The following is a 25777-nucleotide window of genomic DNA, read 5'->3' as shown; positions in this document are numbered from 1 at the left end:
CGACCGCCCCCACGGGCGGGCGCTTCGCATCCACCCTCGGTCGGGCACCGCCCGAACAAGCCAAAGAGCCAGAATAATGACCAAGGAACGCCTCTACCTCTACGACACGACCCTGCGCGACGGGCAGCAGACGCAGGGGGTGCAGTTCTCGACCGCTGAGAAGGTGCAGATCGCGCAGGCGCTGGATGAGTTGGGGGTCGATTATATCGAAGGCGGCTGGCCCGGCGCGAACCCGACCGACAGCGCGTTTTTTGAGGTCGCACCAAAGACCTCGGCCCGGTTGACCGCATTTGGGATGACCAAGCGCTCGGGTCGATCGACCGAGAACGACGACGTGCTGGCGGCGGTGATGAATGCGGGCACGCAGGCGGTTTGTCTGGTCGGCAAGTCGCATGATTACCACGTGACCCACGCGCTTGGGATTTCGCTGGAGGAGAATGTCGAGAACGTCCGCGCCTCGGTCGCGCATCTGGTCGCTCAGGGGCGCGAGGCGCTGTTCGATGCCGAGCATTTCTTTGACGGCTACAAGGACAACCCCGGCTATGCGACCGAGGTGTGCCGTGCCGCGCTGGAGGCTGGCGCGCGCTGGGTTGTGCTGTGTGACACCAATGGCGGCGCTTTGCCTGCCGAAGTTGGGCGCATTGTGTCCGACCTGATTGCTGCGGGGCTACCGGGGGATCGGTTGGGCATTCACACCCATAACGATACCGAGAATGCGGTGGCCTGTTCTCTGGCCGCGGTCGATGCGGGGGCGCGCCAGATTCAGGGCACGCTAAACGGGCTTGGAGAGCGTTGTGGCAATGCGAACCTGACGGCACTGATCCCGACCTTGTTGCTGAAAGAGCCTTACGCCTCGCAATTCGAGGTCGGCGTCAGCCTTGACGCTCTGGCCGGTCTGACGCGGATCAGCCGGATGCTGGACGACATCCTGAACCGGGTGCCCAGCAAGCAGTCGGCCTATGTGGGCGCGTCTGCCTTTGCGCATAAGGCCGGGTTGCATGCCAGCGCGATTCTCAAGGATCCCTCGACTTATGAACATGTCGACCCGGCAACGGTTGGCAATGCGCGGATCATCCCGATGTCGAACCAGGCCGGGCAGTCGAACCTGCGCAAGCGCCTGACCGAGGCTGGTCTGACCGTTGAAAAGGGCGACCCGGCTTTGGGGCGCATTCTTGAGCGGATCAAACAGCGCGAGGCCGAGGGTTATTCCTATGACACCGCGCAGGCCAGTTTCGAACTGCTGGCTCGGGATGAACTGGGGCAGTTGCGCGAGTTCTTCGAGGTAAAGCGCTACAAGGTCACCGTCGAGCGGCGCAAGAACAAGTACAACAACATGGTCAGCCTGTCCGAGGCCGTGGTTGTGGTGAAAGTAGATGGCGAAAAGAAACTGTCGGTCAGCGAGTCTCTGGACGAGCAAGGCAGTGACCGGGGGCCGGTGAACGCGCTGGCCAAGGCGCTGGCCAAGGATCTGGGGCAATATTCGCAGGTATTGGCGGATATGCGGCTGGTCGACTTCAAAGTGCGGATCACCCAAGGCGGGACCGAGGCCGTCACGCGCGTCATCATCGACAGCGAAGACGGGCAGGGGCGGCGGTGGTCCACCGTTGGGGTCAGCGCGAACATAGTCGACGCGTCCTTCGAGGCGCTGTTGGACGCGATCCAGTGGAAGCTGGTGCGGGACTGTGACCCTCAGCAGGCGGCGGCAGAGTGACGGCGACGTTTGACGAGGATGTCAAAGCCTGTGCCGCTTTGGTGCACAAAGCCGATCCTGATCGGTTTCTGGCGGCAATGGCCGCTCCTGTCCCGGCGCGGGCGGTTCTGTTTCCGATCTACGCGCTGAATGTCGAGGTCGCGCGCGCGCCCTGGGTCACGCAAGAGCCGATGATTGCCGAGATGCGCCTGCAATGGTGGCGCGATGCCTTGCAGGAGATTGCGCAGGGTCCGACCGTGCGGCGGCACGAGGTTGTGACGCCTTTGTCTCGGGTCCTGTCGCCCCATCTGGCCGGGATGCTCGACGAATATGTGGCGGTGCGGCGGTGGGACATCTATCGCGACCCGTTCGAGGATCAGGACCACTTTGACGCCTATATCAATCACAGTTCCGGTTCGCTGCTGGTGGCCGCGGCACAGGCCCTTGGGGCTGCGGATGAGGGTGTGCTGCGCGATTTCGGCTATGGCGTAGGCGTTGCGAACTGGTTCCGCGCGATCCCCGAGCTTGAGGCGCGCGGGCGCATTCCTTTACTCGATGGCACGCCCGATGGGGTGAAAACGCTGGCAGAGGCAGCTTTGGTGCGTCTAACGCGGGCCCGATCTAACCGCGATGCGGTATCGGCAGACGCCCGTCCGGCGCTTTATGTCGGATGGCAGGCCGAATGGACTTTGAAACGGGTGATCACACGCCCGGATCGTGTCGCGGCGGGTGCTTTGGCGCAAGGTGAGGCGCGGCGGCGGCTGTCTCTGATGTGGACCGCTGCGACGGGTCGGTGGTGATCAGGCTGTTTTCGGATCGGCTGGCCTGAGGACCAGCCACAGCAGCGCTCCGCCCGCCAGTGTCAGCAACGGGATCATGGCGAGGTTGACAGCCGTCCAACCTTCGACCGGCGAGCCTCCGGAACAGTTCATCAACCCGCCCGAGGCCAGCGAGGCAATCGTCACGCCTCCGAACACCAGCAGGTCGTTGAGGCCTTGCATCCGGCCTCGTTCATGCACTTCGTGCGAGGCGGCGAGCATGCTGGTCGCGCCGATAAAGCCAAAGTTCCAGCCGATGCCCAACAAGATCAGGGCGATGAAGAAATTGCCCAGCTCGACCCCTTGCAGGGCGACGACTCCGGCGCCTGCGAGGATGGCAAGGCCCAGGGCCACGATCTTTTCGACGCCAAACCGCGCGATCAGGTGGCCGGTGAAGAAGCTGGGGACATACATGGCCAGCACGTGGCTCATTACGACGTCCGCAGCATCATTGGTCGAAAATCCACAGCCGACGACGGCCAGCGGCGTCGATGTCATGACAAGATTCATCAACGCGTAAGACACCATCGCACAAATGACTGCCACCGCGATGTGCGGTGTTTTTAACAACTCCAACCTTGATCGCCCCTTGGGGGTTTCTGCGGTCGGTTTTGGCGGCGTCGGGATGTCCAGAAAGAAGAATAAGGCTGATCCAATGACATTCAGCGCAATCACAGCCAAATAAGTGCCCAGAAAAGGTATGACATATGCCTCAGAGGTCATAATAACCATTTGCCGTCCGATCAGCGCTGCCGCCAGACCGCCCGCCATGACATAGGAAATCGCCTTGGGCCGGAACGCGTCCGAGGCGGTATCGGCTGCGGCAAAACGGTAAAACCCGTGAGCGCTCATGTAGATGCCCGTCAGCAGGCTGCCCAGCAGAAAGATCGGGAACGAGCCGAGATAGAGGCCATAGGCCCCGACCAGACCACCCAACGCTCCGGCTGTTGCGCCGACCAGAAAGCCCGCGCGGCGGCCCCAACGCTGCATGATGGCCGAGATCGGCGTGGCGGCCAGCATTGAACCCAATACAATCAGTGAAATGGGCAAGGTGGCGAGGCAGGGGTTGCTGGCCAGCGATTGCCCGGCCAAGCCACCAACGATGAAAATCATCGGCATCTGCGCGCCCAGAATCGATTGCGCGGCGACCAGAACAGCAACATTGCGTTTGGCTTGCGAGTCGTCCGGGGTGGCTGTGGTCATCGTCATGCGCCAATGCGTATCGGTGAAAACGCTGACACACAAGCGGCTTGCATATGCGGCTGTGGCCCCTAACGTGCGATGCGTGTCACAAAGCAGAGATCCCATGGCCGTAGGACGCATCATTGAAACCCCCGACTGCGTGACGGAAGGGGCCGAGTGGTTGGCCAATGCCTGCCCGCGCATGGCTTATGCGATGGAGCAGACCGGTCCTTTGCCCCTGCGGCGTAAGCCCGACGGCTTTGCCCAACTGCTCAGCGCAATTGTCAGCCAGCAGGTCAGCGTGGCCTCGGCCAATGCGATTTGGAAGCGGATGCAGGACGCAAAACTGACCGGACCGCGCAAGATCATGTGGGCCACGGATGATGATTTGCGGGCCGTTGGGTTGAGCCGTCAGAAAATCCGATACGCCCGTGCCCTGGCCGAGGCACGTATTGATTACAAAGCGTTACGAGACGTCCCTGATGCAGATGTCATTGCCACGCTGACGCAAGTTCCGGGCATTGGCGTTTGGACCGCCGAGATATACGCCATGTTTTCACTGGGGCGCGCGGACGTCATCGCGCCGGGCGATCTGGCCCTTCAGGAAGCCGCGCGCGTTCTCTACGATCTGCCCAAACGCCCGACCGACAAAGAGCTTCGTCTGATGGCCGAGGCCTGGTCGCCCTGGCGCTCGGTTGCGGCTCGGGTTTTGTGGGCCTATTACCGGGTGGCCAAGAAAAGAGAAGGGATCAGATGACTCGGGTTTTGAACGCGCTCAGGAAAGAGCCGGTTTCGGGCGATATACGCTCGGTCGTCGTGTTCGTGCACGGCTATGGGGCCAACGGGGCCGATCTGCTGGGCCTTGCCGACCCGCTGGGTGAACACCTGCCGGATACGCTGTTCGTGGCCCCCGACGCGCCCGAGCAGATCCCGGGAATGCCGAACGGCTTTCAATGGTTCCCGATCCCTTGGATCGATGGCTCGTCCGAAGAAGAGGCGCGTCGTGGGATGGAAATGGCGGTCGAGGATTTCAACGCTTTTCTCGACGCGCTGATGGTCGACGAAGACGTGCTGCCCGAGCAGGTCGTTCTGTTCGGTTTCAGCCAGGGCACGATGATGAGCCTGCATGTGGCCCCCCGCCGCGAAGACCCGGTTGCCGGGATCGTGGCGTTTTCGGGTCGGTTGCTGGAGCCTGAACTGCTGGCCGACGAAACCGTCAGCCGAATGCCGATCCTGCTGGTCCATGGCGATGCCGACGATGTGGTCCCACCGCAATCACTGCCCCAGGCTGCGGAAGCGCTGCAAGATGCTGATTTCAAAGAAATCTATGCTCATGTGATGAAGGGCACGGGCCATGGTATCGCACCCGACGGTCTGAGTGTCGCCTTGGCCTTCATGCGCGACAAGCTGAGCCTGTAGCGATGATCGCCATCCGCCCGATGATGCCCGAGGATGTGGCCGAGGCCTGCCGCATCCTCAACCACATCATCGCGGCGGGTGGTACGACCGCATTTGAAATCCCGTTTTCAGAGGCATTGTTCGCGCAAAGCTATCTGAATGGCGCTGATAAGATCTGTTGCCATGTTGCCTTGGACGACCAAGGCGGGGTTGCCGGGTTTCAGTGGTTGGGCACCTATGACGCGTTGCCCGATGAATGCGCCGATATCGCAACCTTCACCCGCCGCAACCCGGTGCTGCGCGGCGCGGGCCGGACCTTGTTTGACGAGACGGAGAAGACGGCCCGCGCGCTGGGGTTTTCTGCGATCAATGCCACGATCCGGGCGGATAACCTTCTTGGCCTAAGGTATTACGAAAAAATGGGTTTCCGGGACTACTCGGTCGCGTACGGCGTACCGCTGCGCGACGGTACCCCGGTCAATCGAATCTCGAAACGTTATGATCTGAGGAAGGGAGCGTAATGCTGGTTGTCACAGGAATTGTCGAAGTGAACGAGGCCGGGGTTGAACAGGCCCGCGAGGCCGCTCAGGCGATGGTTGCAGAAACCGTGAAAGAGCCCGGCTGTTTGGTCTATGAATTCAGTCAGGTGCTGGGACACCCCAACCGCTTCCGCGTCTACGAGGAATGGCAGGATCAGGCCGCGTTAGAGGCACATTTTGCGACACCGCATATGGCCGTGTTCCGCGCGGCCTTGGGTGAGGTTGGCCTGACCTCTCGCGAACTCTACACGATTATAGGTGGGCAGAAGCAGCCGCTTGGTTAATTGGGTTCAACCCCACAAGTGACCTTCGGCAAACTCCACCGAATTGCCCGCCGGGTCGCGGATATAGAGGGATCGCGCACCGCTGGGCCAATCGAACTCGGCGTCGATGGGGACGTTCCAGTCCAACAGGTGCTTGCGCATGGCGGAGATTTCATCGCGGGTCAGCACAAGGCAGACATGCCCCGGACCCCACGCGCCATGCGGCGGAACGGGGAGGTCCGGGTTCAGGGGCGGTTGCTCGGTCTGATCCGGGTTGAACAGCAACAGGACGGACCCGCCGACGCGGTAGAACACATGCCGGTCGCTGATCCGCTGAATGCGCTCGAGCCCCAGAACCTCACCATAAAACTGTTCTGCCGCGTCCAGATCGTCGACGTAAAGCGCGGCCTCCAGAATGGCCGATGGGGCAGGTATGTCCGGCGTGAGTTTCATACCCGCATTTTAGCAGAGATGAGCCGCCCGTGTCACCGCCGCGTGCGGCGGTCGCGTTTGCGCTGCGGGGCTGTGTTGAGGTCGGGCAGGGGCAGGCTGTCCCATTGGCCGGGCTCCAGATCATCCAGCGTCCAGTCGCCGATGCGATAGCGTATCAGGCGCAAGGTCGGCAGCCCAACCGCCGCCGTCATCCGGCGCACCTGCCGGTTCTTGCCTTCGCGGATCGTCAGTTCGATCCAACTGTCCGGCACGGACTTGCGTTCGCGGATCGGTGGCGTGCGGGGCCAAAGGCCATCCGGCTCGTCCATCTCACGCGCTTTGGCAGGGCGGGTCAGGCCGTCTTTCAATTCGACCCCATCGCGCAGCGCCTTCAGTGCGGCTGCATCGGGCTCGCCTTCGACCTGAACCCAATAGGTCTTGGCCATCTTGTGCTTGGGGTCCGAGATCTGCGCCTGAAGCCGCCCATGATCGGTCAACAGCATCAACCCCTCGCTGTCCCGATCCAGCCGCCCTGCCGGGTAGACCCCCGGCAGATCGATGAAATCGGACAGTGTTCGACGTGGCGACTCGGCGCTGCCGCGATCGGTGAACTGCGGCAGCACGTCAAAAGGTTTGTTGAATCGAATGAACCACGACATGCCTCCGCCATAGCCTGCAAAACATGCTGTGTGCAACCTGTGGATAACTGTCATGTGCCTGTTACGGAACAGGCTTACCCAGTCTTCGAGATATTGTGGAAACTCAGGGCTTGTCAGAGATTTACCACGATATATAGTTATCTTAAGGCCGGGGCGGGTGCTCCCCGCTCTGGTGTCACAAACGGGCAGCTGAGAGCGAGGAGCGATTCTGTTATGGACGGAGACTTCAGGACCGAATTTGTAAGAGAGCCGGGGACGCTCAAGCATCACCCGGCGCTGGTTTTGAATGCCGATTACCGCCCCTTGTCCTATTACCCGCTGTCGCTGTGGCCCTGGCAAGAGGCGATCAAGGCTGCCTGGCTGGACAGGGTGGACATCGTGGCCGAATACGACGAAGTCGTCCGAAGCCCGAGCACCGAGATCCGAATACCCTCGGTCGTTGTTTTGAAAGACTATGTAAAACCCAGAAAGCGCGTGGCCTTCACGCGCTTTAATTTATTTCTGAGGGATGAGTTCCGCTGTCAGTATTGTGGCAGTCGCGACAACCTGACGTTTGACCATGTGGTGCCGCGCGCTGCGGGTGGGGTGACAAGCTGGCAGAATGTGGTTGCGGCGTGCAGTCCGTGCAACCTGCGCAAAGGGTCCAAATCTCTGCGCCAGGCAGGCATGACCCTGCGCAAACCGCCGCGTCAGCCCGATGCCGAAGCGCTGCGCAATATCGGGCGAAAGTTTCCGCCGAACCACCTGCACGAAAGCTGGATCGATTTCCTGTACTGGGATGCCGAACTGGACGAGATCTAAGCCTTCGCGCGCCAGGCGGCGAGCCAGAACAGAACCAGCACCGCCGAGATTACCGCGTTCCATCCGGCCATGGACAGGCCCAGCATCTGCCATGGGATGTCATCACAGCGCACCAGCGGGGCGGACATGATCTGATCCATCAGCTCTTGCGCCGACAGCCCCCCAATATCGCCCGAGGTGCAGCTGGTCGGGCCTTCCCACCAGCCTTGCTCGACGCCCGCATGAAAAAGACCGATGGCAGCGGTTGTCAGCGCGGCCAAGGCACCGGCCAGGGGCAGCAAGCGAACAGTTGGCAGGGCCAACGCCAATGCGCCGATCACAATGGCGGCACTATGGGGGTAGCGCTGCCAGATGCACATTTTGCACGGTGCCAACCCACCGACATACTGAAAGGCCCAGGCCCCCAGCAACAGGGCAGCTGATCCGCCGGCCGCCAGCACCACATAGGTTGCGCGTTTCGTCATAGGTATCGCACCGCAAGAAAGCCGCCGAACAGCAGGATGATGAACAGCGTGAACATCAGGCCCAGACGCTTTTCAATGAAGTCCCGGATCGGCTCGCCAAATTTCCAAAGAAGGCCTGCCACCAGAAAGAACCGCAACGCGCGCGCCAGAATCGAGGTCGCGACGAAGGTTCCAAGCGGCATGCCCGTCCAGCCCGACATAATGGTGATGACCTTGTAAGGGAAGGGCGTCACCCCCGCTGCCAGCACAGCCCAGAAGCCGAAATCGTTGAAGCGGGTGTTGAACTCTTCCATTGCGTGGGCTTTGCCCATCGCCTCCAGAATGGGTTGGCCGATGCTTTCATAGGCAAAGGCTCCGATCGCATAGCCCAGCAGACCGCCCAAAACCGAGGCCACCAGAGCAACGCCGGCAATCAGCCAGGCGCGCGAGGGGCGGGCCAGAATCATCGGGATCATAAGCACATCAGGCGGGATCGGAAAAAATGAGCTTTCGACAAAGGCAACAATCGCCAGCGCCCAAAGCGCCCGAGGATGTTCGGCCAGTCGAATGGTCCAGTCGTAAAGCGATCGTAACATGGTTTACTCAAATCCCGGTCTTTGACCGTGCCAGCCAAATCACGCACCCGTGGACCCGTCAACCGCTGGGGTGCAAACAATCGGTCCGAAGGTTGATTTTTGCCTCTGGACCTTCCCCGCTCTGGACGCTAATCCAGTGTCCGTGGCCCAAGTGGCGGAATGGTAGACGCAGGGGATTCAAAATCCCCCGCCTTCACGGGCGTGAGAGTTCGAGTCTCTCCTTGGGCACCACAGATCATTTGAAACTGTGACTTTGGTTTGCGGCTGCAGAGGCATAAGCTCTTGGGATTTCTTCCAGTAGATTTGGATTTTGAGAATTACTTCAGCCCGTTCTTGATCGAATGCTGACATACAAGGTGACGCCACAGTTTGACGACGAAAGCAGGGGCTACCCAAGGGATCAATCCGCCTATAGTCTGCACCACGCCTGTTTGTGTCATATGCGGAGTTATTAGTTAAGGCTTACACCAAAAATGAGTTGCTGCTAATCTTGTACCGTGCTGGTCGAAATTTTGAGAACCAGACAGTTGTGTTTGGTTAGTGAGGTTTTTGGTGGCTGAAAAAATTGGCGCAGAGAAAATCGGTTACATCAATGGGTTAAGAGGAATTGCGATTGTAATGGTGTTAGCTCACCATATTTTGCAACCACTGATTTCCCCGTTGTCCTATGAGGACACCTCGGCGGCCAACTATTTCCTGTTACAGCCGTTTCTGCATAATGGCTGGCTGGGCGTAAACATTTTCTTTGTGTTGTCCGGTTTCGTTCTTTACCTGCCTTTGGCGCAAGAAAACGCTGCACCCTTCGATTCCGTGAAATTCTTAAAAAAGCGTGGGTGGAGATTGCTTCCGCTTTACTATGTGAACGTGCTTGTATGCCTGGTTCTATTCCTCGGCGAACCCTTAATGCGGATTTTATCTCATACAGTATTTTATCTGTTTGCCGCCGTCCCAAGCCCACTACTTTTCTTCCCACCGATGAACCCACCGCTTTGGTCGCTGGGAATAGAGATATGGTTTTCAATCCTTTTTCCGCTAATCCTAATTTTAGTCCGACGCAATGGACCGGTTACGACACTGCTGGTGTTAGCTGCGTTATCGATCGGATTTCATGCCTTTAGCGCGGCAAACTTCCAAGTTGAAGGGAAGTACTTGAACGATTTTTCGGATACTTTGCCCGGACGGCTGTCAGATTTCTGCTTTGGTATGCTGGCGGCGCATTGGTGGGTAAAGTTGGATTCCGGCCAGTCTCTTTCGATCAATCGCTTAAGAGTATTCTTTTTCTTAGGCTGCCTTCTAATTTATCTCGCCTTGGTTTTGTCGCTGGCGCGGTATGTCGGTGATGTGATGCCAATTGCCCAGACTTTTGCAAACCTGTCTATCGCCTTAGGAACCGTGTTTGTCATCTTGTCGTTGGTAGACGGAAGAAGCGCTCCCTCTGCGACGGACCTTCTGGAGATGCGGGCACTGCAACTTGTGGGTATGATGTGTTTCAGTATTTACATCTGGCACTGGCAAATTCTTCATGCGTTTAACGTCTTTTGGGGTGATCAAAGCTGGGCGTTCGGCCCGATGGTTCTGGTGTATCTTTCCGTGCTCGGTGCTGTGTCTGTCATCAGCTACCGTTTTATCGAGTTCTGGCACAAGGACTTCCGATCAATATTCTACGTCCCCAAACGATTGCCCCGGGACCTGAATAGGGCGCAGTCTTGATGGGTGGCGTGATGGGCCACTGAATACGGGGAAAGTTCCGTGATCAGCTTCAGATATGCAGCTTTGCGCTTCGGTGGAGGTCGCCGGACTTGACATTCCGGGTATCTGAATGAAACCTCGAAAACGTTGGGAGACATTGGAAAAATTCAAAAGTTGCACGGATGCATGGCGGCCTGATCTGACGATCCGGCACGTCCCTTGCATTCGCGGGGCTTTTGTTCTTTCCCGCTCACACAATAAAAAATGGGAGTTCTTACATGAAAAACAGCAGCAAGCTTAGCCTCGGCGCATTTGTCACCGCGGCGATGATGGCACCGGCAGCCTATGCCGAAGAGTTCATCACAATCGGTACCGGCGGCGTGACCGGAGTTTACTATCCGACCGGTGGCGCGATCTGCCGTCTGGTGAACAAGGGCCGCAAGGAACATGGCGTGCGCTGCTCGGTCGAATCGACCGGCGGATCGGTCTACAACATCAACACCATCCGCGAGGGCGAGCTGGAGTTCGGTGTGGCGCAGTCCGACTGGCAGTACCATGCCTATAACGGCTCTTCGAAATTCGAAGAGGCTGGTCCGTTCGAAAACCTGCGCGCGGTCTTCTCGGTTCACCCCGAGCCGTTCACCGTTGTGGCCCGTGCCGATGCCGGCATCACCAACTTCGAGGACCTGAAAGGCAAGCGCGTCAATATCGGCAACCCCGGTTCCGGTCAGCGCGGCACTATGGAGGTGCTGCTCGGCGAAATGGGCTGGACCACCGATGATTTCGAACTGGCGACCGAGTTGAAGGCGGCTGAACAGTCGGCGGCCCTGTGCGACAACCAGATCGATGCGATGGTCTATACCGTCGGCCACCCCTCGGGTTCGATTCAGGAAGCAACCACAGCCTGCGATTCCGTTCTGGTGAACGTCAGCGGTGACGCGGTCAGCAAGCTGGTCGACGACAACTCGTTCTACCGGACCGCGACCATCCCGGGCGGTATGTATCGCGGATCGGACGGTGACACCGCAACCTTTGGTGTCGGCGCAACCTTCGTGACCTCGGCAGATGTGTCGGAAGACGCGGTTTATGCGGTTGTCAGCTCGGTCTTCGAGAACTTCGATGACTTCAAAAAGCTGCACCCGGCATTCGCCAACCTCAAGCCCGAAGAGATGATCGCGGACGGCCTGTCGGCCCCGCTGCATCCGGGTGCCGAGAAGTACTACAAAGAAAAAGGCTGGATTCAGTAATCCGGACCCAAAGCAGGGTGCCCACGGGCACCCTGCCACCCAAACCCGTAGCAAACGGGTGATTCAGAAGGCCGCAAAAGGCCGCGACGGGGAGACATTTGCATGAGTTCCGACACACAATCCAATCGTCCGCTTTCCGAAGAAGAGCTACAGGAATTAGTTGCTTCCTCCGACGCGGGTGGGCGCAACCCGGTCGGTAATGTCGGGATATTCCTGGCCATTGTGGCAGCGATCTGGTCGATCTTTCAGGTGGTTCTGGCCTCGCCGCTGGCAAATTACATATTGCCTGGCAGTATCGTGAACAATTCGCGGCAGTTCCATCTGGCCTTTGCCATGTTTCTGGCCTTTGCGGCCTATCCGGCGCTGAAGTCCAGCCCTCGGAACTATATTCCGGTTCAGGACTGGATCATGGGCCTGCTGGGCGCGTTTGTGGCGCTGTACGGCTATTTCTTCTATCAAAAGATCGTCGATGCGGGCGGTTTGGCCGATGATACGGACAAATGGGTCGCTCTGGGCGGTTTGCTGTTGCTGTTCGAGGCGGCGCGCCGTGCGCTTGGCCCCGCAATGGCGATCATCGCGACGATCTTTCTGGCCTATGTGTTCTTCGGCTCGTCCGAATGGGTGCCCGAGGTTATCCGCTGGAAGGGTGCCAGCCTGAAAAAGGCGATGAGCCATATGTGGATCACGTCCGAGGGCGTGTTTGGCATCGCGCTTGGGGTTTCGACCAAATTCGTGTTCCTGTTCGTGCTGTTCGGCGCGTTGCTGGATAAGGCCGGGGCAGGGAACTACTTTATCAAAATGGCCTTTGGCGCGCTCGGCCACCTGCGCGGTGGTCCGGCCAAAGCAGCGGTTGTTGGTTCGGCAGCGACCGGTCTGATCTCGGGCTCGTCGATCGCCAACGTTGTCACCACTGGTACATTTACCATCCCGCTGATGAAGCGCGTTGGGTTCAGCAGCGAACAGGCCGGGTCGGTCGAGGTGGCCTCATCCGTGAACGGTCAGATCATGCCACCCGTAATGGGTGCTGCGGCCTTCCTGATGGTGGAATATGTGGGCATCTCGTATGTCGAGGTGATCACCCACGCCTTCCTGCCTGCGGCGATCTCCTACATCGCACTGGTCTATATCGTGCATCTTGAGGCCGTGAAGCGGAACATGCCTACGCTGGGCGACCGTGACGTGCATCTGGCGCGGACCGTTGTGGGGATGTTGTCTTTCTTCATCGTCTTTGCGGGGCTCTGCTATGGCTCGCAATTCCCGGTCGATGCAGTGACCGCATGGGTGCCGTCGGCGGCCGGTCTGGTGCTCAGCCTGATTGTCTGTGCGGTCTATGTCGCGCTTTTGTATCTGGCCGCTCAGGTGCCAGATCTTGAACCGGATGATCCGAACGCCAAAGAGGTGCAACTGCCCGTCATCGCAGACATCTACAAGGCCGGTCTGCACTACCTTCTGCCGATCATCGTGCTGGTCTATTTCCTGATGATCGAGCAGAAATCGCCGGGCCTGTCAGCCTTCTGGGCGACTGCTTTGCTGTTCGTGATCCTGCTGACGCAGAAGCCGCTCAAGGCGATCTTCCGCGGTGAAAGCAATGTGTACAATCGCTTTATCGATGGTGTTGCCGATCTGTGGCAGGGCCTGATCGATGGTGCGCGCAACATGATCGGGATCGCCTTGGCCACGGCCACGGCGGGCGTGATCGTGGGCACCGTGACCCTGACTGGCGTGGGCCAAGTGATGGCCGATCTGGTCGAGTTCCTGTCGGGCGGCAACCTGATCCTGATGCTGATCATGGTCGGTATCCTCAGCCTGATCCTGGGCATGGGCCTGCCGACCACGGCGAACTATATCGTTGTCAGTTCGCTAATGGCCGGTGTGGTTGTGGAACTGGGCGCGCAAAGCGGGCTGATCGTGCCGCTGATCGCGGTGCACCTGTTCGTGTTCTACTTTGGGATCATGGCGGATGTGACGCCTCCGGTCGGGTTGGCCAGTTTCGCGGCGGCTGCCGTGTCCGGTGGTGATGCGATCAAGACCGGTTTCACAGCGTTTTTCTACAGCTTGCGCACCGTGGCGCTGCCGTTTGTGTTCATCTTCAACACCGACTTGCTGCTGATCGATGTGACATGGGTCGAAGGCATAATCGTCGCCATCTTCGCGACCATCGCCATTCTGGTCTTCACCGCCGGAACCATGGGCTATTTTCTGACTCACAGCCGGATTTACGAAAGCGTTGCGCTGATCTTTGTCGCCTTTGCGCTGTTCCGACCGGATTTCTTCATGGACCGGATCTCACCTCCTTTCCAGTCGGTGGAACCTGCCGCGTTTGAAGAAACGATCGGGCAGACGCCACCAGGGTCCGAGGTGCGACTGGTCGTGTCCGGCCCCGATTTCGACACGTTGGAGATGGTCGACACGACGGTCGTCGTCACTGTGGGTGAAGAAGAGGGCGGAGCGGCCCGGGTCGAGGCGATGGGTCTGCTGCTGATCCCCGAAGACGGGCTGATCAAACTGGAAGAGCCGCTGTTTGGCGCGCCGGTCGCGGATGAGCTTGGCATCTTCGACTATTACGGGGATGAGGCCGTGCGCTTGACCTCGGTCAGCCTGCCGTCCAGCCAACCGCCCAAGCAATTGATCTACCTTCCGGCGATGCTCTTGCTGGGTCTGATCGCCTTCCTGCAACGTGGCCGTGCCGCCAGACAAGAAGAGGTGCCCGCATGACAAAGTCAGTTCTTTGCGCCGTCGATATCAGTAACGGAGATCTGGACAGCCCGGTCCTGAAACAGGCCGCAGCGTTGGCGGATTTGGATGGGGCCCAGTTGGATGTGGTGACAGTTCTGCCCGATTTCGGGGAAAGCTGGGTGTCGGGCTTTTTCGAGCCCGACTTCCACGACAAGGCATTGGAAGAGGCCCATAACAAACTGACCGCGCTGTGCGTCTCGGCGTTGGGCTCGGACCGCAATGCCTCGATCCGTCATGTGGTTGCAACTGGTACGGCCTATCAGGAAATCCTGAAAACCGCCGACAGCGCCGGGTCGGACCTGATCGTGATAGGGGCGCACAAGCCGGATTTCAAGGATTACCTGCTGGGCCCCAACGCTGCGCGCGTAGTGCGGCACGCGGCGGTTTCGGTCTACGTCGTCCGCTGATCCAGAGTGTGCGACCTTTGAGCTGAAGTATCATGCGACAGGAATAGCCCGAGAGCGCCGTAGGCGTGGCAGGGTATTCCTGTCTCAGAATTAAGGTCGCACGCTTTAATACCCGGTCATCTCAAGGTAGCCGCGCCCTGCGTGGCTGCCTGAGACCGTGACAGGGCCTTCCCAATATTCAAATCGCGTCGTCATCCAGGCGTCAGGGATCAGGGCCGAAACCTCGACGTTTATGTCGCGGTCAGGCAGGGTGACGTTCCATCGAATTGGCACATCCCGACCCGCAACGCGTGCGGTTTCAAGTGGTGTGAACTGGGCCGATCCATCAGGCAGTGTCTGGCTGCTGCCATCCGCATTGATCCACGTGGCCGCCGTGAAATCACCCCGTGCTCCGCGCAGGCGAAACGCCATCAGCTTGTCACCATCATCGAAGCTGAGCGAGAACCAGTCCCACCCGCTTTGATCCTCGGCCAAGGGCTGCGACGACCACTCGCGATCCAGCCAGGCATGACCGGTGACGGCGATGTCTCCGTCCGGCAAATGTAGGGTGCCTTCGATGGCGTAGAAGGGTTGGGAGTAGTAATAGCTCGCCTGACCGTCTGCGGATTTCACGGAATATCCGCCGTCTCCGTGAAAGACCAACGGACCTTGAGCGTTCAGGGACAGGGTATAGCCGAAATCCGCTCCATTCGCGGTCAGCGACAGCGAGTCGAAATCCGGCCCGCTCATGCGCCATTCGTCGATCCATGCGGCAAAGGGTTGGGCCGACACTCCGGCCTGACCGATGCCACCGCGGGACAGGCGTTCGGCGAAGTAATGGCGCTCGGGCGTGGTGATTGCTGCGTGACCCATCCAGATTTGCGGGCTTTGCCAGCCGTCGGTGTCAAAGGGCTTTAGGGCAGATCGGAACAGCGTCCACTGAATGCCATAGTCGCGCCCGTCTTCCCCCTTCAGGTTGGCCGTCAGGTACCACCATTCGATGCGATAGCTGGGATGCGCGCCGTGATCTTTGGGAAAGACGAACTGAACGTCTGGTTGAGGCACGTCGAACCCATCTGCCGAGCCACCCAGACCCGCATAGCCCTGCGCCAACGCGGAAACCGGCAGGCAGAAGAGGAGGGCCAGGATTAAGGCTCTAACGTTCATTGGCAAAAACCCTCAGTAAGTTTGCCGGTGGCAGGCGTAACAGGCGCAGTGCGGGCAGGGCGGCTGCGATCAAGGCAGCCAGCAGCGTGAGTGCGAATAAATACAGCCAATCCCATGGGAACAGGTACATCGGCAGGCGCCAGCCGAATGCCTGTACATTAATGACAGCAAGCAGGACCCAGGCCAGAACCAGCCCCAGCGGCAGCGCAAGACAGGCCGTCAACGCCGCCAGTAGAACACTGCGCAACAGCTCGAATTTCGCCAGTTCTGCGCGATTCAGACCCAAGGCCCAAACCGGCGCGATCTGAGGCAGGCGCTGGGTCCATAGGGTCAGAAGGCTGGTTAAAATGGCGAACCCGGCGACCCCAAGTGTCAGGATGTTGAGTGCGGAGGTCACGACAAAGGTCTTCTCAAAAATCGTCCGCGATTGCGCCTTCATCGCGGCCTGCTGCACCACGTTTCGGGGCGGCAGATCGAAACGCGCGCGTAGGGATTGCGCCATCTCAGTCGCTGCGCCCGGGTCCATACGTATACCAAAGCGTCTTGCGTCTGTCCCCGGCGCGATCTGATCCAGTTTGGTCATGGACACAATCGCCTGACCGGTGGGGTTGCCATAGTCGGAATAGACGCCCGCGATTGGCATTTGATGGTCCGGCGCGATCGTCAAAACATCCCCCGGCCAAAGCTGCGCGCGGCGGGCCAGTTGCTCGTTGATCAAAATGGCCTCACCCGCCATCACCCTGTTCCAATCGCCATTGGATCGGGCAATCAATGGCCAGTTATCCCGGTAGACCGGATCGTCTACGACCCCATACAAGAACAAAGGCCCGGTGGTGTGAGGCAACTCGACACTGCGGATCGGCAGGAGTGCATTGACCTGAGGGGCCAGCCATTCGGCCATCTCGCTGGCTTGCTGGTCGTCCTTGGCGGTTACATAAATTTCGGCGGTCAGGCGTTGATCGAGCCATCCGATGAAGGTCAGCCGGAAGCTGGAGACCATGGTGCCAACGCCGATATTTGCAGCCAGCGCCAGCAGCAGGGCCATCAGTGCCAGAGAAAGCCCCGGCAATTGCGCCCGCATATCGGCCCAGATCCATTGCGATACAGGGCCGCGCGCTTGTTTAGCACCTACCGATAGGGCGAAGGACAGAAGCAGTGGCAGCAACAGGGCGGCCCCGGTCAACAATCCGGCGAGCAAGACAAACCCGGCAAGCAGGCCACCGAGGCTGGTATAGAAAAGAGTACCGCCGACAATCAGACACACACCGATGATCCCAGCCAATCGGTGTGTCTGTCCCGAGCTGCTCCAGGCCTGCACGCCGGGTCCTTCAAGCAGTGGCATCCGGGCCAAGCGCCACAACGCATGACCGCTGGCCCCCAAGGTGCCCAGCAGCGCCATGGCCAGCCCCGCAAGCGCCCATTCGGGTTGCAGGGTCAACTGTCCCGTCACAGGTGCGCCGTATAGCCCGCGCAATGTTGCGGCCACGTCGGGCAGCAGCGCGCCTGCCAGAAAGAATCCCAGGATCAGCCCCAGTGCGCCGCCGATACAGGCCAGCAGGGTCAACTCGGCCAGGATCAGCCAGACCAGCCGCCGCATCGAAACACCCAGGGCGCGCAACGTTCGGATCACCCCGCGCCGTTGGGCAAAAGCCAGCCCGACCGTGCCATTTACGATGAACAGGCCGACAGCGAAGGACAGCAGTCCAAAGGCGGTCAGGTTCAGGTGGAAGCTGTCGGTCAGTTGCGCGGTATCGACCTGCGAATCCGGGCTGATCTGTTGCAGTTCCGGTGCGACATCCGACAGTGGCAACCGCCCGCGCGGCTGGTTTGGCAGAACGACAAGGCGCGAGATCGTACTGGGTTGACCCAGCAGAGTCTCGGCCACGCCAATGTCGGTCAGAATGACATCCGGGGGCAGGGACCGGGACAGCAGAATGGGCGGCAGATCGCTCACCGGTTCCAGAACAGGTGCAAGATCGGGATGCACTATGAGACGCCCAGGAGCGGTCAATATATCCGCTGGGTTGGGTGGGTCGGCGCCCTGTTCGGTCTCGGTCACGGCGGGCAGGGCCGGGTAGGCCACCATATCCACGCCCATCAGGCGTATTGTCCGCCCCCCGACACGGAAAGTACCCTCGAGCACAGCTGCAACCTGCCAACCGGCCTGACGCAGTTGGGCATAACGCGCAACGGGGATGGGACCTGTGGGATCGCGCAGTTCATCGAACTGACCAAGTGCCAGTTGTGCGTTTGCGCGGGCATAGCTGGCGCGCGCTTCGGCATTGATCGCCTGCACCGCAGACCACAGACCGGTGGCCAAGGCGATCCCGATCAGCAATGTCGCAAGTTGCAGCCAGTGCGCGCGCCAATGGGACAGCAACGCTTGTATGACCGGTCGCGTCATTGGATCCGGCCACCGGCCAGATGCACGCGCCGTTCTAGCCGCGCAGCAATTTCGGCGGAATGGGTGACCAGCAGCAGCGCCGCGCCTGTATCCGCGACAAGCGACAGCATCAGGTCCAACACAGTGGCGCTGGCGGTTTCATCCAGATTGCCCGTGGGTTCATCTGCCAGCAACAGTTTCGGGCGCGCACCCATGGCACGGCCAATGGCGACCCGTTGTTGTTGCCCGCCGGACAGGTTCTCGGGGAAGCGATCCAGAAGATCGGACAATCCCAACCTGTCCGCCAGATGGGCGCTCCAGTCGGGATCATGGCACCCGGCCAGCCGGGCGTGGAACGAGAGGTTCTGTGCAACCGTCAGCGACGGGATCAGGTTAAACTGCTGAAACACCAACGAAACATGACGGCGGCGCAGGTCGGCCCGTCCAGCATCATCCAGCGAGGACAGGCGCGCTCCGTTCAGCGTGATCTCGCCCCCGTCGAACCGATCCAAAGCGGCTGCGAGGTTCAGCAGAGTGGATTTGCCGCTGCCGCTTTCTCCGGTCAGCGCCAGCGTCTGCCCCTGATCCAGTTCCAGCGACACGTCGCGCAGCACCGGCCGCCCGCCGGGATAGGATTTCTGCACCTTGTCTATTGTCAACAGCATCGACCGACCCACTTTTTCCCAGCAGGATGTGCAACAGTTTTGACCTATGTCCAGTGCAGACCGACCCCCGGTGCGTTTCGCCGCAGGGGCAAAATCCGCCAACCGGGCTTGTGCCAAGGCGCGGCACGGGCCATTCTGGCTGACAGAGTCATGGCTGCAATTCAGGGTGAAAAAACATGAGCTTGCTGCACCAGATTGTATGGGGCAGTGCCTTTCTGGGGCTCTGCTTTGTGGTCGAGATCTTTTTGCTGACCTGGTGCACAATCGTCATCATGAGGATGGAGCCGAAATGGTCCAAAAGCGGGCTTTTTCTGGCGACTGCTGCACCGATTGCAGTGGCTTTGGTGTTCATTGTCCTGACACACACCATTCAGGTCTGGATCTGGGCGGTTGTTTGGGTCCTGCTTGAGGTACTGCCCGACTGGAACACGGCCCTTTATTTCTCGTTGGTCACATTCACCACGCTGGGCTATGGCGACATCGTTTTGGGCGAGGCGTTGCGAATTTTCGGCTCGTTCGCGTCAGTCGCGGGGCTTTTGGCCTTTGGCCTGTCCACCGCCTATATGGTGGCCCTGATGACCCGCGTGTTTCAGGAACGGTTCTTTTCCTAAAGGATGGGCGCAAACAGCCGGGCCAGCGGTGCCCCGAACCGGATATGGGCCGGTTGTTGTTGCAAAGACCGGGTGAGTTCATAGCAGTTCTCGAAATCCGCCAGCAGCATCCGTTCAACGGCTTGCGTTGCCCTTTGATCGAAGAACAGGGCCATCGCTTCAAAATTCAGGCGGAAGGAACGGTTGTCCAGATTTGTTGTTCCAACCGCGGCCAGCGTGTCATCAACGACAAACACCTTCTGGTGCATGAACCCGTCGGTATAACGAAACACCCGCGCGCCGCAGTCGCGAACCTCATCGAAATAGGCGAAAGCGGCCAGCCAGGGCAGGCGGTGATCGATCATGTCGGGTACCAGGATTCGCACATCGACGGCACGCATCGCCGCGTGTTGCAGGGCGGTCATGATGTCGATATCGGGCACGAAGTAGGGTGAGGCGATCCACAGCCGTTCCTTCGCCTCGGCGATGGCGGAAAAGAACAGCATCGCCCCGGTTTCGGTATCGTCTCCGGGCCCGGTTGCGACCAGCAGGGCGTTCATATCCTGCTCGGACTCGGTTCCGGCCCAATCCACTTCGTCGATCAGGTCTTCGTCGCGGGCCCAATGCCAATCCTCGGTGAAGATAAGTTGCAGCTGCCGGACGATATGCCCGGTCATCTTGATATGCGTGTCGCGCCAATGGCCAAAATGCTTGCTTTGGCCAAGATACTCGACCCCGACATTATGCCCGCCGATAAACCCGATCTCGCCGTCGATCACCACGGTCTTGCGGTGGTTGCGGTAGTTGAGTTGGAAACGGAAATTCGGCCCGCGCTGATCTTTGGGATTGGCAACGTCGATCCCGGCAGTCTGCATGGTCTCAAGATACTCGGTCGGCAGCCCGTAACTGCCCACAGCATCGGTCATGAACCGGACATGCACGCCGCGTTTTGCGGCAGCGATCAGCTTTTGCTGCAGTTTCAGACCCAGATCATCGGCGCGTACGATGTAGAACTGGATTAGGATGTAGTTTTTGGCCGCATCGATGGCGTCAAAGATCGCATCAAACGTGGCTTGCCCGTCGATCAGCAACTCGGCCCCGTTGCCGCGCGACACCGGGAGGTGCGCCAGAAACTCGAACGGGCGGGGGTTGATCGACATCGTGGACGGGTCGGGCTTGGAATAATCCGCAAAGCTTTTGATGCCTTCGACCACACGCTCGCTTTCCTGTCGTGCGATGCGATAGCCGCGAAACCGGTGGTGGCCCAGAAACAGGTACATAGGCACCGCAAAGAACGGGGCCGAGACCAGAAAGACCACCCAACCCACCGCACCTTGCGGGGTTCGGGCGGTCTGCGCGGCGCGAACGGAAAACACGACCGCCGTTACGTACAGGGCAAAAACGGCGGTCGAAACAAGCAGTGTCCACATAAGGTTCCAGGATCCGGGTGGTTTTTAGTTCGCCCCAGTGTAGACGCGAGACCAGTCCTGCGCCATATCCACGATCACCCATCCCATATCTGGGCCTTTGGCCAACCCATCGACCAGCTTGCCAATTGGGCTTTCGCGGTCATAAGCCCATTCGCGGTCTGCATCCGTGTGATGAATCAGGACACCCAATCTGGGCCCTTCGCCTGCGGTAACCCACTCCATCATCGCGAAATCCCCGTCCGAGTTTCCACCCGCAAGGATCGGTCGCTTGCCGATGGTGCGTTCGATATTGATCGGCTTTCCTTCCTTGTCATCAATGAAAGCGATGCCCGGCGTCTTGACCACGGTGGGCACGCCATCGACATGGTCGAAACTGGTATTGCCGTAGGTGCCCAACACCTGATGAGGGGGAATGCCATAGGCATCTTCGGCAAAGACCCGCATGAAATGGATGCCGCCGCCGGAGACGATATAGGTGGTGAACCTTTCGTCACGCAGATAACGCAGCAGCTCGACCATCGGCTGATAGGTCATTTGATCGTAAGGCAAGTCAGTATCCGGGTGGCGCGCCGTTTCCAGCCATTGGGCCACGGCGGCCTGAAACTCGGTAACGCTGGTGCCGGAATGCGAGGCATTGACGACCTCGATCAGCGCGTCATGACCGCCTTGCAGGATCGTGGCCAGATCGCCTTCGGCGGCGGCCTTCAGGGCAGGCGTTGTCAGGATCGACGGATCCTGCTCGGCCATGTCCGCAAGGCGATCCATGGCAAAAATGAACTGAAAATAGACGGGCTGTTCTGCCCAAAGTGTGCCGTCATTGTCGAACACGGCAATCCGGTCGGATGGGGTGACATAGGCGGGGCCATCCGGATCGGTCACGCCCTCGACAAAGTTGATAATCCGGGTGCGGGCATCGGTATCCTGCCAGCTTGGCAGCGGGTCAGCCTGTGCCATCAGGGGCAGGGCAAGCGCGGACACAACAGCGGTCAATCGCAGCATGAGAATTACTCCGTTCAATAAAGGAAGGGCCGCCATCATCGGCGGCCCCCTGAGTGGCAAGCGAACTTAATTGCCTGTCGGTGTGCTGAGCTTTTCCATCACCTGATCCAGGCTGAAGCTGGCGGCTTTCTGGCGTGGTGGGAATTCCTGGAAGGTGCTCAGGAAGTTGCCCACATATTGCTGCGCCGGCACCAGGAAATACGCCCGGTCGAGGATCCAGTCGTAATAGGTGTTCGAGGTGCGATAGCCACGCTCGTACGGGTCGCGGCGCAGGTTGACGATGATCGGCACGCGCAGTTCGGTGAACGGCTCCATCCACGCACGGAAGGTTGCCCATGCTTTCTGCTCAAGGAAGATCAGTTTCCAGTCGTCAAAGCGCAACGCCGACAGATCGCCATCGTCGGTGAAGTAAAAGATCTCGCGACGGGGGCTTTCTGTGGTCTCACCAGTCAGCAGGGGCAGGATGTTGTAGCCATCCAGATGCACTTTGTAGTCTCGGCCCATCGCGGGCGAGGAATAGCCTGCTTTCAGCTTGTCCTTGATCTCGGGGTCACCGGCAACGGCCAGGTAGGTCGGCAGCCAGTCCATGTGATGCACGATTTCGTTGTTGACGGAACCGGCCTCGATCTGTCCGGGCCAGCGCACCATCGAAGGCACGCGCCAGCCGCCTTCCCAGTTGGTGTTCTTCTCACCCCAGAACGGGGTCGAGGCCGCGTCGGGCCAGGTGTTGTAGTGTGGTCCGTTGTCGGTCGAGTAATGCACGATGGTGTTGTCGGCGATGCCCAGTTCGTCCAACAGGTCAAGCAACTGGCCAACATGCATGTCATGTTCGATCATGCCAGCGGTGTATTCGTCCGCCGGACCGCCAAAGATCTCATTGGCCTGCTGCCGCATCTCGTCTTTCACATGGGTGCGGAAGTGCATCCGCGTCCCGTTCCACCAGACATAGAACGGCGTCCCGTTGGCGTTGGCTTCGCGAATGAACTCAACAGCGGCTTCCAGCGTTTCCTCGTCCACCGTCTCCATCCGTTTGCGGGTCAGGGGACCTGTGTCCTGAATCTCGCCCCCGGCGGAGGAGCGGATTACGCCGCGCGGACCATAGGCTTCGCGGAAGGTGCGTCCGTCAGGCAGGATCGCGTCACCGGGATAGTCTTCGTGTTCGGGTTCTTCTTCGGCGTTCAGGTGGTAGAGATTGCCGAAAAACTCATCAAATCCGTGGTTTGTGGGCAGATGTTCATCCCGGTCACCCAGATGGTTCTTGCCGAACTGACCGGTGACATAGCCATGGTCTTTCAAAAGGCCGGCAATGGTAGGATCTTCGACCTGCATGCCTTCTTTCGCGCCGGGCAGACCAACCTTGGACAGGCCGGTGCGGAAAACCGATTGCCCCATGATGTATGACGACCGCCCGGCGGTGCAGGACTGCTCGCCATAGTAATCCGTAAAGATCATCCCTTCCTTGGCGACACGGTCGATATTGGGTGTGCGATACCCCATCAGGCCCATCGTATAGGCCGAGATATTGGATTGACCGATATCGTCACCCCAGATGACCAGAATGTTTGGCTTTTGATCCTGCGCCCAGGCGGGCAGGGCCAAAAGCACCGAAAGCGCACCGACGGCTGCGCGGCGTATCCCAGTACGCCAGTGTTCCACCAATTGAATAGAAGGTCGCATGTCTTGCTCCTGAATTTGCGGGCAGAACCGCCCGAGAGAATTTTTTGTGCTTTAACGTCGAGAGCCGGATCGACTACTCTGCGGATAGCTGTAAACGTCCTGTTCAAGCCCAGCTTGCGCAGGAATCGCTTGGCACCAAATTAGGCCAACAGCATGGGCCAAAACTTATCACATGATGATTTTCAAATATACCGATGTTAAAAAACACACCTGATCTCAAGCCGTTGCAAGATTCAAATTGGCTGCAAACCCGGTCTGCCGGGTTCCGAACGGCGTTGATGGCCTGCGCCGTACACCGCAGGTATGAGGCCGGAGAAGCGCTGTATAACCACGGTGATCCGGCAGACGGCATTCATGGCGTGTTGGACGGCGGTGTTAGGCTGACCACCCCCGCGGATGACGGGCAGGAGTTCGTTCTGCATCAGGAAGGGCGCGGGTTCTGGGTCGGTGATCTGGCGCTGTTTGCCAATGCGCACCGACTGGTTGGGGTGGTCGCGACAAAGCACACCGAAGCTTTGTTTTTTCCGTCGGCCATGCTGGACAGGATGGTGCAGCAAAACCCGGAATACCTGCGCGATTTCTATGTGTTGTCGCATGAGAACATGCAAAAAGCGCTGCGGATCATTGCCAACCTTGGCGTAACGGGTACGGAAAAGCGTCTGATCCTGCGGTTGCTGCATCTTGAGGAGGTTGCCGCAGACGCCGATGGCTGGCTACAGGTCTCGCAAGAGGAACTGGCCGCGATGATCGCCGTATCCCCGCCGACGCTGCACCGGACGCTGCAACGGCTGATCAAACAGGGCCTGATTGCTGGCGGCTATGGGCGCCTCAAGCTACAGGACCGCCCGGCTCTGATCGCGCTTTGCCAAAGCTGAGGTCAGGGCTGATCATCCCCTAGTCGCCCGTCCAGCGACATCAGGATGGCCACCGGGCGCAAGGCGGGGATGTGGCTGAATACGATCAGGATGCAAACGGTTAACGGCACGCTCAGGAACGCTCCGATAAGGCCCCAGACGGTGGTCCAGAACATCAGGGCCAGAACGACCAGAAACGTGGACATGTTCAGCGACCGGCCCAGCATCGCCGGGTCTACGAAATTGCCGATCAGGAACTGGATGGTGCCGCAGCCCAGAACCACCACCAGAAACGGGCCGATGCTTACGAATTGCACAAGCGCGATCATGGCCGGGAAGACCACGGCAATAATCGACCCTATTGAAGGGATGAAGTTCAGCGCAAAGGTCAGAACCGCCCAAGTCTCGGCATACTCCAGTCCGAGGATGCGGAAGACGGTGTAACTGATGCCCGCCGTGATCAGGCTGATCAGGGTTTTAACCCCGACATAGCGCTGCAGGCTAAATGAAATTGCGTCCAGCATCGCAGAAAACTCTTTGCCGGTGTCGGGGTTGCCTGCGGCCAGTTGGATTTTCTTGCGAAAGGCCAGTCGTTCGGCCATCAGGAATGCGACATAGAGGCTGATCAGAAAGAACTGATTCAGCAGCGAGGTCGCGCTGCCCAACAACAGCCGCGCCAGATAAGACATATCGATACTGACCAGATTGTCCCGAATGAAGGTTGTGACATCACTGCCCACCAGCCCCGCGACGCGGTTTACCGCGTCATCGAACTGGGTCTCATATGTGTTGATGCTGCGGGCGAACTGTGTCGCCTGACTGCCCAGAATATACATGATCATGAACAAACCTGCCAAAACCACGGTTACCCCGGCAATATTGGCCAGCCAGACGGGGGCGCGGGTCACTGCAATGACCCGGTCGCTGAGCGCGATGATCAGAACATTGATCAACAGGGCCATCGTCAACGGAATCAGAAACGCGGATCCGGCATACAGCCCCAAAACAACCAGCGCTGCGATGATACAGCTGTCGCGTACCACGGACAGGCTGGGGCGATAGCGATCTTTCGGGCTGTTTGGATCAAGGGTCATTCACAAACCTGAACTATGATAGGGCGGGCGCATGCAAAG

The 25777-nt window shown here is 59.3% G+C and carries 25 protein-coding genes and 1 tRNA gene; 14 read left to right on the top strand and 12 right to left on the bottom strand.

From position 1 onward, the window contains the following. Window positions 1–76: 76 nt before the first annotated feature. Complete coding sequence (gene cimA, locus ACR0KX_RS08005) at window positions 77–1711, top strand: citramalate synthase (RefSeq protein WP_170621851.1); 1635 nt, start codon at window positions 77–79, stop codon at window positions 1709–1711. Continuing rightward, window positions 1708–2490, top strand: coding sequence for a squalene/phytoene synthase family protein (locus ACR0KX_RS08000; protein ID WP_170621850.1), 783 nt, complete (start codon window positions 1708–1710; stop codon window positions 2488–2490). Before cimA ends, ACR0KX_RS08000 begins: the two co-directional genes overlap by 4 nt. Here the strand turns inward: ACR0KX_RS08000 and ACR0KX_RS07995 are convergent, their stop codons facing one another. After that, the gene (locus ACR0KX_RS07995) at window positions 2491–3717 is read right to left on the bottom strand and encodes an MFS transporter (RefSeq protein WP_480708229.1); all 1227 of its coding nucleotides are present in this window, start codon (window positions 3715–3717) and stop codon (window positions 2491–2493) included. Window positions 3718–3814: 97 nt separating this feature from the next. On the opposite strand from ACR0KX_RS07995, the gene ACR0KX_RS07990 reads away from it, so the two are divergent. The 4 genes from ACR0KX_RS07990 to ACR0KX_RS07975 are packed head-to-tail and all read left to right on the top strand — an operon-like array spanning window position 3815 to window position 5911. Continuing rightward, a complete protein-coding gene (locus ACR0KX_RS07990) occupies window positions 3815–4447 on the top strand; it encodes a DNA-3-methyladenine glycosylase 2 family protein (protein ID WP_170621849.1) in 633 nt (210 codons plus the stop codon). Then, window positions 4444–5109 carry an alpha/beta fold hydrolase gene (locus tag ACR0KX_RS07985; RefSeq protein ID WP_170621848.1) on the top strand — a complete coding sequence of 222 codons (666 nt, stop codon included), beginning with the start codon at window positions 4444–4446 and terminating at the stop codon, window positions 5107–5109. The genes ACR0KX_RS07990 and ACR0KX_RS07985 overlap by 4 nt, the downstream gene beginning before the upstream one ends. Window positions 5110–5111: 2 nt before the next feature. Then, the gene (locus tag ACR0KX_RS07980) at window positions 5112–5609 is read left to right on the top strand and encodes a GNAT family N-acetyltransferase (protein WP_170518780.1); all 498 of its coding nucleotides are present in this window, start codon (window positions 5112–5114) and stop codon (window positions 5607–5609) included. Further along, window positions 5609–5911, top strand: a complete 303-nt coding sequence (locus tag ACR0KX_RS07975; RefSeq protein ID WP_480708227.1) for a putative quinol monooxygenase — start codon at window positions 5609–5611, stop codon at window positions 5909–5911. The genes ACR0KX_RS07980 and ACR0KX_RS07975 overlap by 1 nt, the downstream gene beginning before the upstream one ends. A gap of 6 nt (window positions 5912–5917) precedes the next feature. On the opposite strand, the gene ACR0KX_RS07970 is transcribed toward ACR0KX_RS07975, so the two are convergent. Together ACR0KX_RS07970 and ACR0KX_RS07965 are read right to left on the bottom strand one after the other, a co-directional pair. Beyond that, complete coding sequence (locus ACR0KX_RS07970; RefSeq protein WP_170621847.1) at window positions 5918–6343, bottom strand: VOC family protein; 426 nt, start codon at window positions 6341–6343, stop codon at window positions 5918–5920. 32 nt (window positions 6344–6375) lie between these two features. Continuing rightward, window positions 6376–6981: an rRNA large subunit pseudouridine synthase E gene (locus tag ACR0KX_RS07965; RefSeq protein ID WP_170621846.1), complete on the bottom strand. Its 606-nt coding sequence runs from the start codon at window positions 6979–6981 to the stop codon at window positions 6376–6378. A gap of 213 nt (window positions 6982–7194) precedes the next feature. Between ACR0KX_RS07965 and ACR0KX_RS07960 the strand changes: the two genes are divergently transcribed. Continuing rightward, entirely contained in the window at window positions 7195–7782 is a 588-nt protein-coding gene (locus tag ACR0KX_RS07960) for an HNH endonuclease (protein WP_170450414.1), read from the top strand. On the opposite strand, the gene ACR0KX_RS07955 is transcribed toward ACR0KX_RS07960, so the two are convergent. Both ACR0KX_RS07955 and ACR0KX_RS07950 read right to left on the bottom strand, forming a co-directional pair. Then, on the bottom strand, window positions 7779–8246 hold the full coding sequence (locus ACR0KX_RS07955) for a disulfide bond formation protein B (protein ID WP_170621845.1): 468 nt from the start codon (window positions 8244–8246) through the stop codon (window positions 7779–7781). The two genes, ACR0KX_RS07960 and ACR0KX_RS07955, sit on opposite strands and share 4 nt — an antisense overlap. Further along, window positions 8243–8821 (bottom strand): YqaA family protein, encoded by a 579-nt coding sequence (locus tag ACR0KX_RS07950; RefSeq protein WP_170621844.1) that lies wholly within the window; start codon window positions 8819–8821, stop codon window positions 8243–8245. Before ACR0KX_RS07950 ends, ACR0KX_RS07955 begins: the two co-directional genes overlap by 4 nt. Before the next feature lie 145 nt (window positions 8822–8966). Between ACR0KX_RS07950 and ACR0KX_RS07945 the strand changes: the two genes are divergently transcribed. The 5 genes from ACR0KX_RS07945 to ACR0KX_RS07925 all read left to right on the top strand — a co-directional run bounded on the left by ACR0KX_RS07945 (window position 8967) and on the right by ACR0KX_RS07925 (window position 14900). After that, a tRNA-Leu gene (locus tag ACR0KX_RS07945) sits at window positions 8967–9052 on the top strand. A gap of 321 nt (window positions 9053–9373) precedes the next feature. Beyond that, a complete protein-coding gene (locus ACR0KX_RS07940; protein ID WP_170621843.1) occupies window positions 9374–10531 on the top strand; it encodes an acyltransferase family protein in 1158 nt (385 codons plus the stop codon). Between the two features lie 257 nt (window positions 10532–10788). Next, complete coding sequence (locus tag ACR0KX_RS07935; protein ID WP_170450535.1) at window positions 10789–11757, top strand: TAXI family TRAP transporter solute-binding subunit; 969 nt, start codon at window positions 10789–10791, stop codon at window positions 11755–11757. Between the two features lie 102 nt (window positions 11758–11859). Next, window positions 11860–14472: a TRAP transporter permease gene (locus ACR0KX_RS07930; RefSeq protein WP_170621842.1), complete on the top strand. Its 2613-nt coding sequence runs from the start codon at window positions 11860–11862 to the stop codon at window positions 14470–14472. Then, on the top strand, window positions 14469–14900 hold the full coding sequence (locus ACR0KX_RS07925) for a universal stress protein (RefSeq protein ID WP_170450539.1): 432 nt from the start codon (window positions 14469–14471) through the stop codon (window positions 14898–14900). The genes ACR0KX_RS07930 and ACR0KX_RS07925 overlap by 4 nt, the downstream gene beginning before the upstream one ends. A 105-nt stretch (window positions 14901–15005) precedes the next feature. Here ACR0KX_RS07925 and ACR0KX_RS07920 read toward each other — a convergent pair whose 3' ends face one another. Genes ACR0KX_RS07920 through ACR0KX_RS07910 form a run of 3 tightly spaced genes read right to left on the bottom strand, consistent with a single transcriptional unit; the run spans window position 15006 to window position 19094 of the window. After that, window positions 15006–16046, bottom strand: a complete 1041-nt coding sequence (locus ACR0KX_RS07920; RefSeq protein WP_170621841.1) for a lipocalin-like domain-containing protein — start codon at window positions 16044–16046, stop codon at window positions 15006–15008. Then, window positions 16036–18450 carry an ABC transporter permease gene (locus ACR0KX_RS07915; protein WP_170621840.1) on the bottom strand — a complete coding sequence of 805 codons (2415 nt, stop codon included), beginning with the start codon at window positions 18448–18450 and terminating at the stop codon, window positions 16036–16038. Before ACR0KX_RS07915 ends, ACR0KX_RS07920 begins: the two co-directional genes overlap by 11 nt. Next, complete coding sequence (locus ACR0KX_RS07910; RefSeq protein WP_170621839.1) at window positions 18447–19094, bottom strand: ABC transporter ATP-binding protein; 648 nt, start codon at window positions 19092–19094, stop codon at window positions 18447–18449. The genes ACR0KX_RS07915 and ACR0KX_RS07910 overlap by 4 nt, the downstream gene beginning before the upstream one ends. 176 nt (window positions 19095–19270) lie before the next feature. Here ACR0KX_RS07910 and ACR0KX_RS07905 point away from each other — a divergent pair, with 176 nt between their 5' ends. After that, the gene (locus ACR0KX_RS07905) at window positions 19271–19705 is read left to right on the top strand and encodes a potassium channel family protein (protein WP_170621838.1); all 435 of its coding nucleotides are present in this window, start codon (window positions 19271–19273) and stop codon (window positions 19703–19705) included. Here the strand turns inward: ACR0KX_RS07905 and cls are convergent. The 3 genes from cls to ACR0KX_RS07890 form a co-directional block, all read right to left on the bottom strand. Then, window positions 19702–21114, bottom strand: coding sequence for a cardiolipin synthase (cls, locus tag ACR0KX_RS07900; protein WP_170621837.1), 1413 nt, complete (start codon window positions 21112–21114; stop codon window positions 19702–19704). The genes ACR0KX_RS07905 and cls overlap by 4 nt on opposite strands. A gap of 24 nt (window positions 21115–21138) precedes the next feature. Next, complete coding sequence (locus ACR0KX_RS07895) at window positions 21139–22113, bottom strand: HAD family hydrolase (RefSeq protein ID WP_480708224.1); 975 nt, start codon at window positions 22111–22113, stop codon at window positions 21139–21141. A gap of 66 nt (window positions 22114–22179) precedes the next feature. Continuing rightward, window positions 22180–23790: an arylsulfatase gene (locus ACR0KX_RS07890; protein WP_170450554.1), complete on the bottom strand. Its 1611-nt coding sequence runs from the start codon at window positions 23788–23790 to the stop codon at window positions 22180–22182. A gap of 224 nt (window positions 23791–24014) precedes the next feature. Between ACR0KX_RS07890 and ACR0KX_RS07885 the strand changes: the two genes are divergently transcribed. Next, window positions 24015–24665, top strand: coding sequence for a Crp/Fnr family transcriptional regulator (locus tag ACR0KX_RS07885; protein ID WP_480708221.1), 651 nt, complete (start codon window positions 24015–24017; stop codon window positions 24663–24665). A 2-nt stretch (window positions 24666–24667) separates the two neighbouring features. On the opposite strand, the gene ACR0KX_RS07880 is transcribed toward ACR0KX_RS07885, so the two are convergent. Then, complete coding sequence (locus ACR0KX_RS07880) at window positions 24668–25738, bottom strand: AI-2E family transporter (protein ID WP_480708219.1); 1071 nt, start codon at window positions 25736–25738, stop codon at window positions 24668–24670. Between the last annotated feature and the right edge of the window lie 39 nt (window positions 25739–25777).

It is taken from the genome of Ruegeria sp. BG5 (genome assembly GCF_056538425.1).
This window is presented reverse-complemented; position numbering and strand designations above follow the sequence as displayed.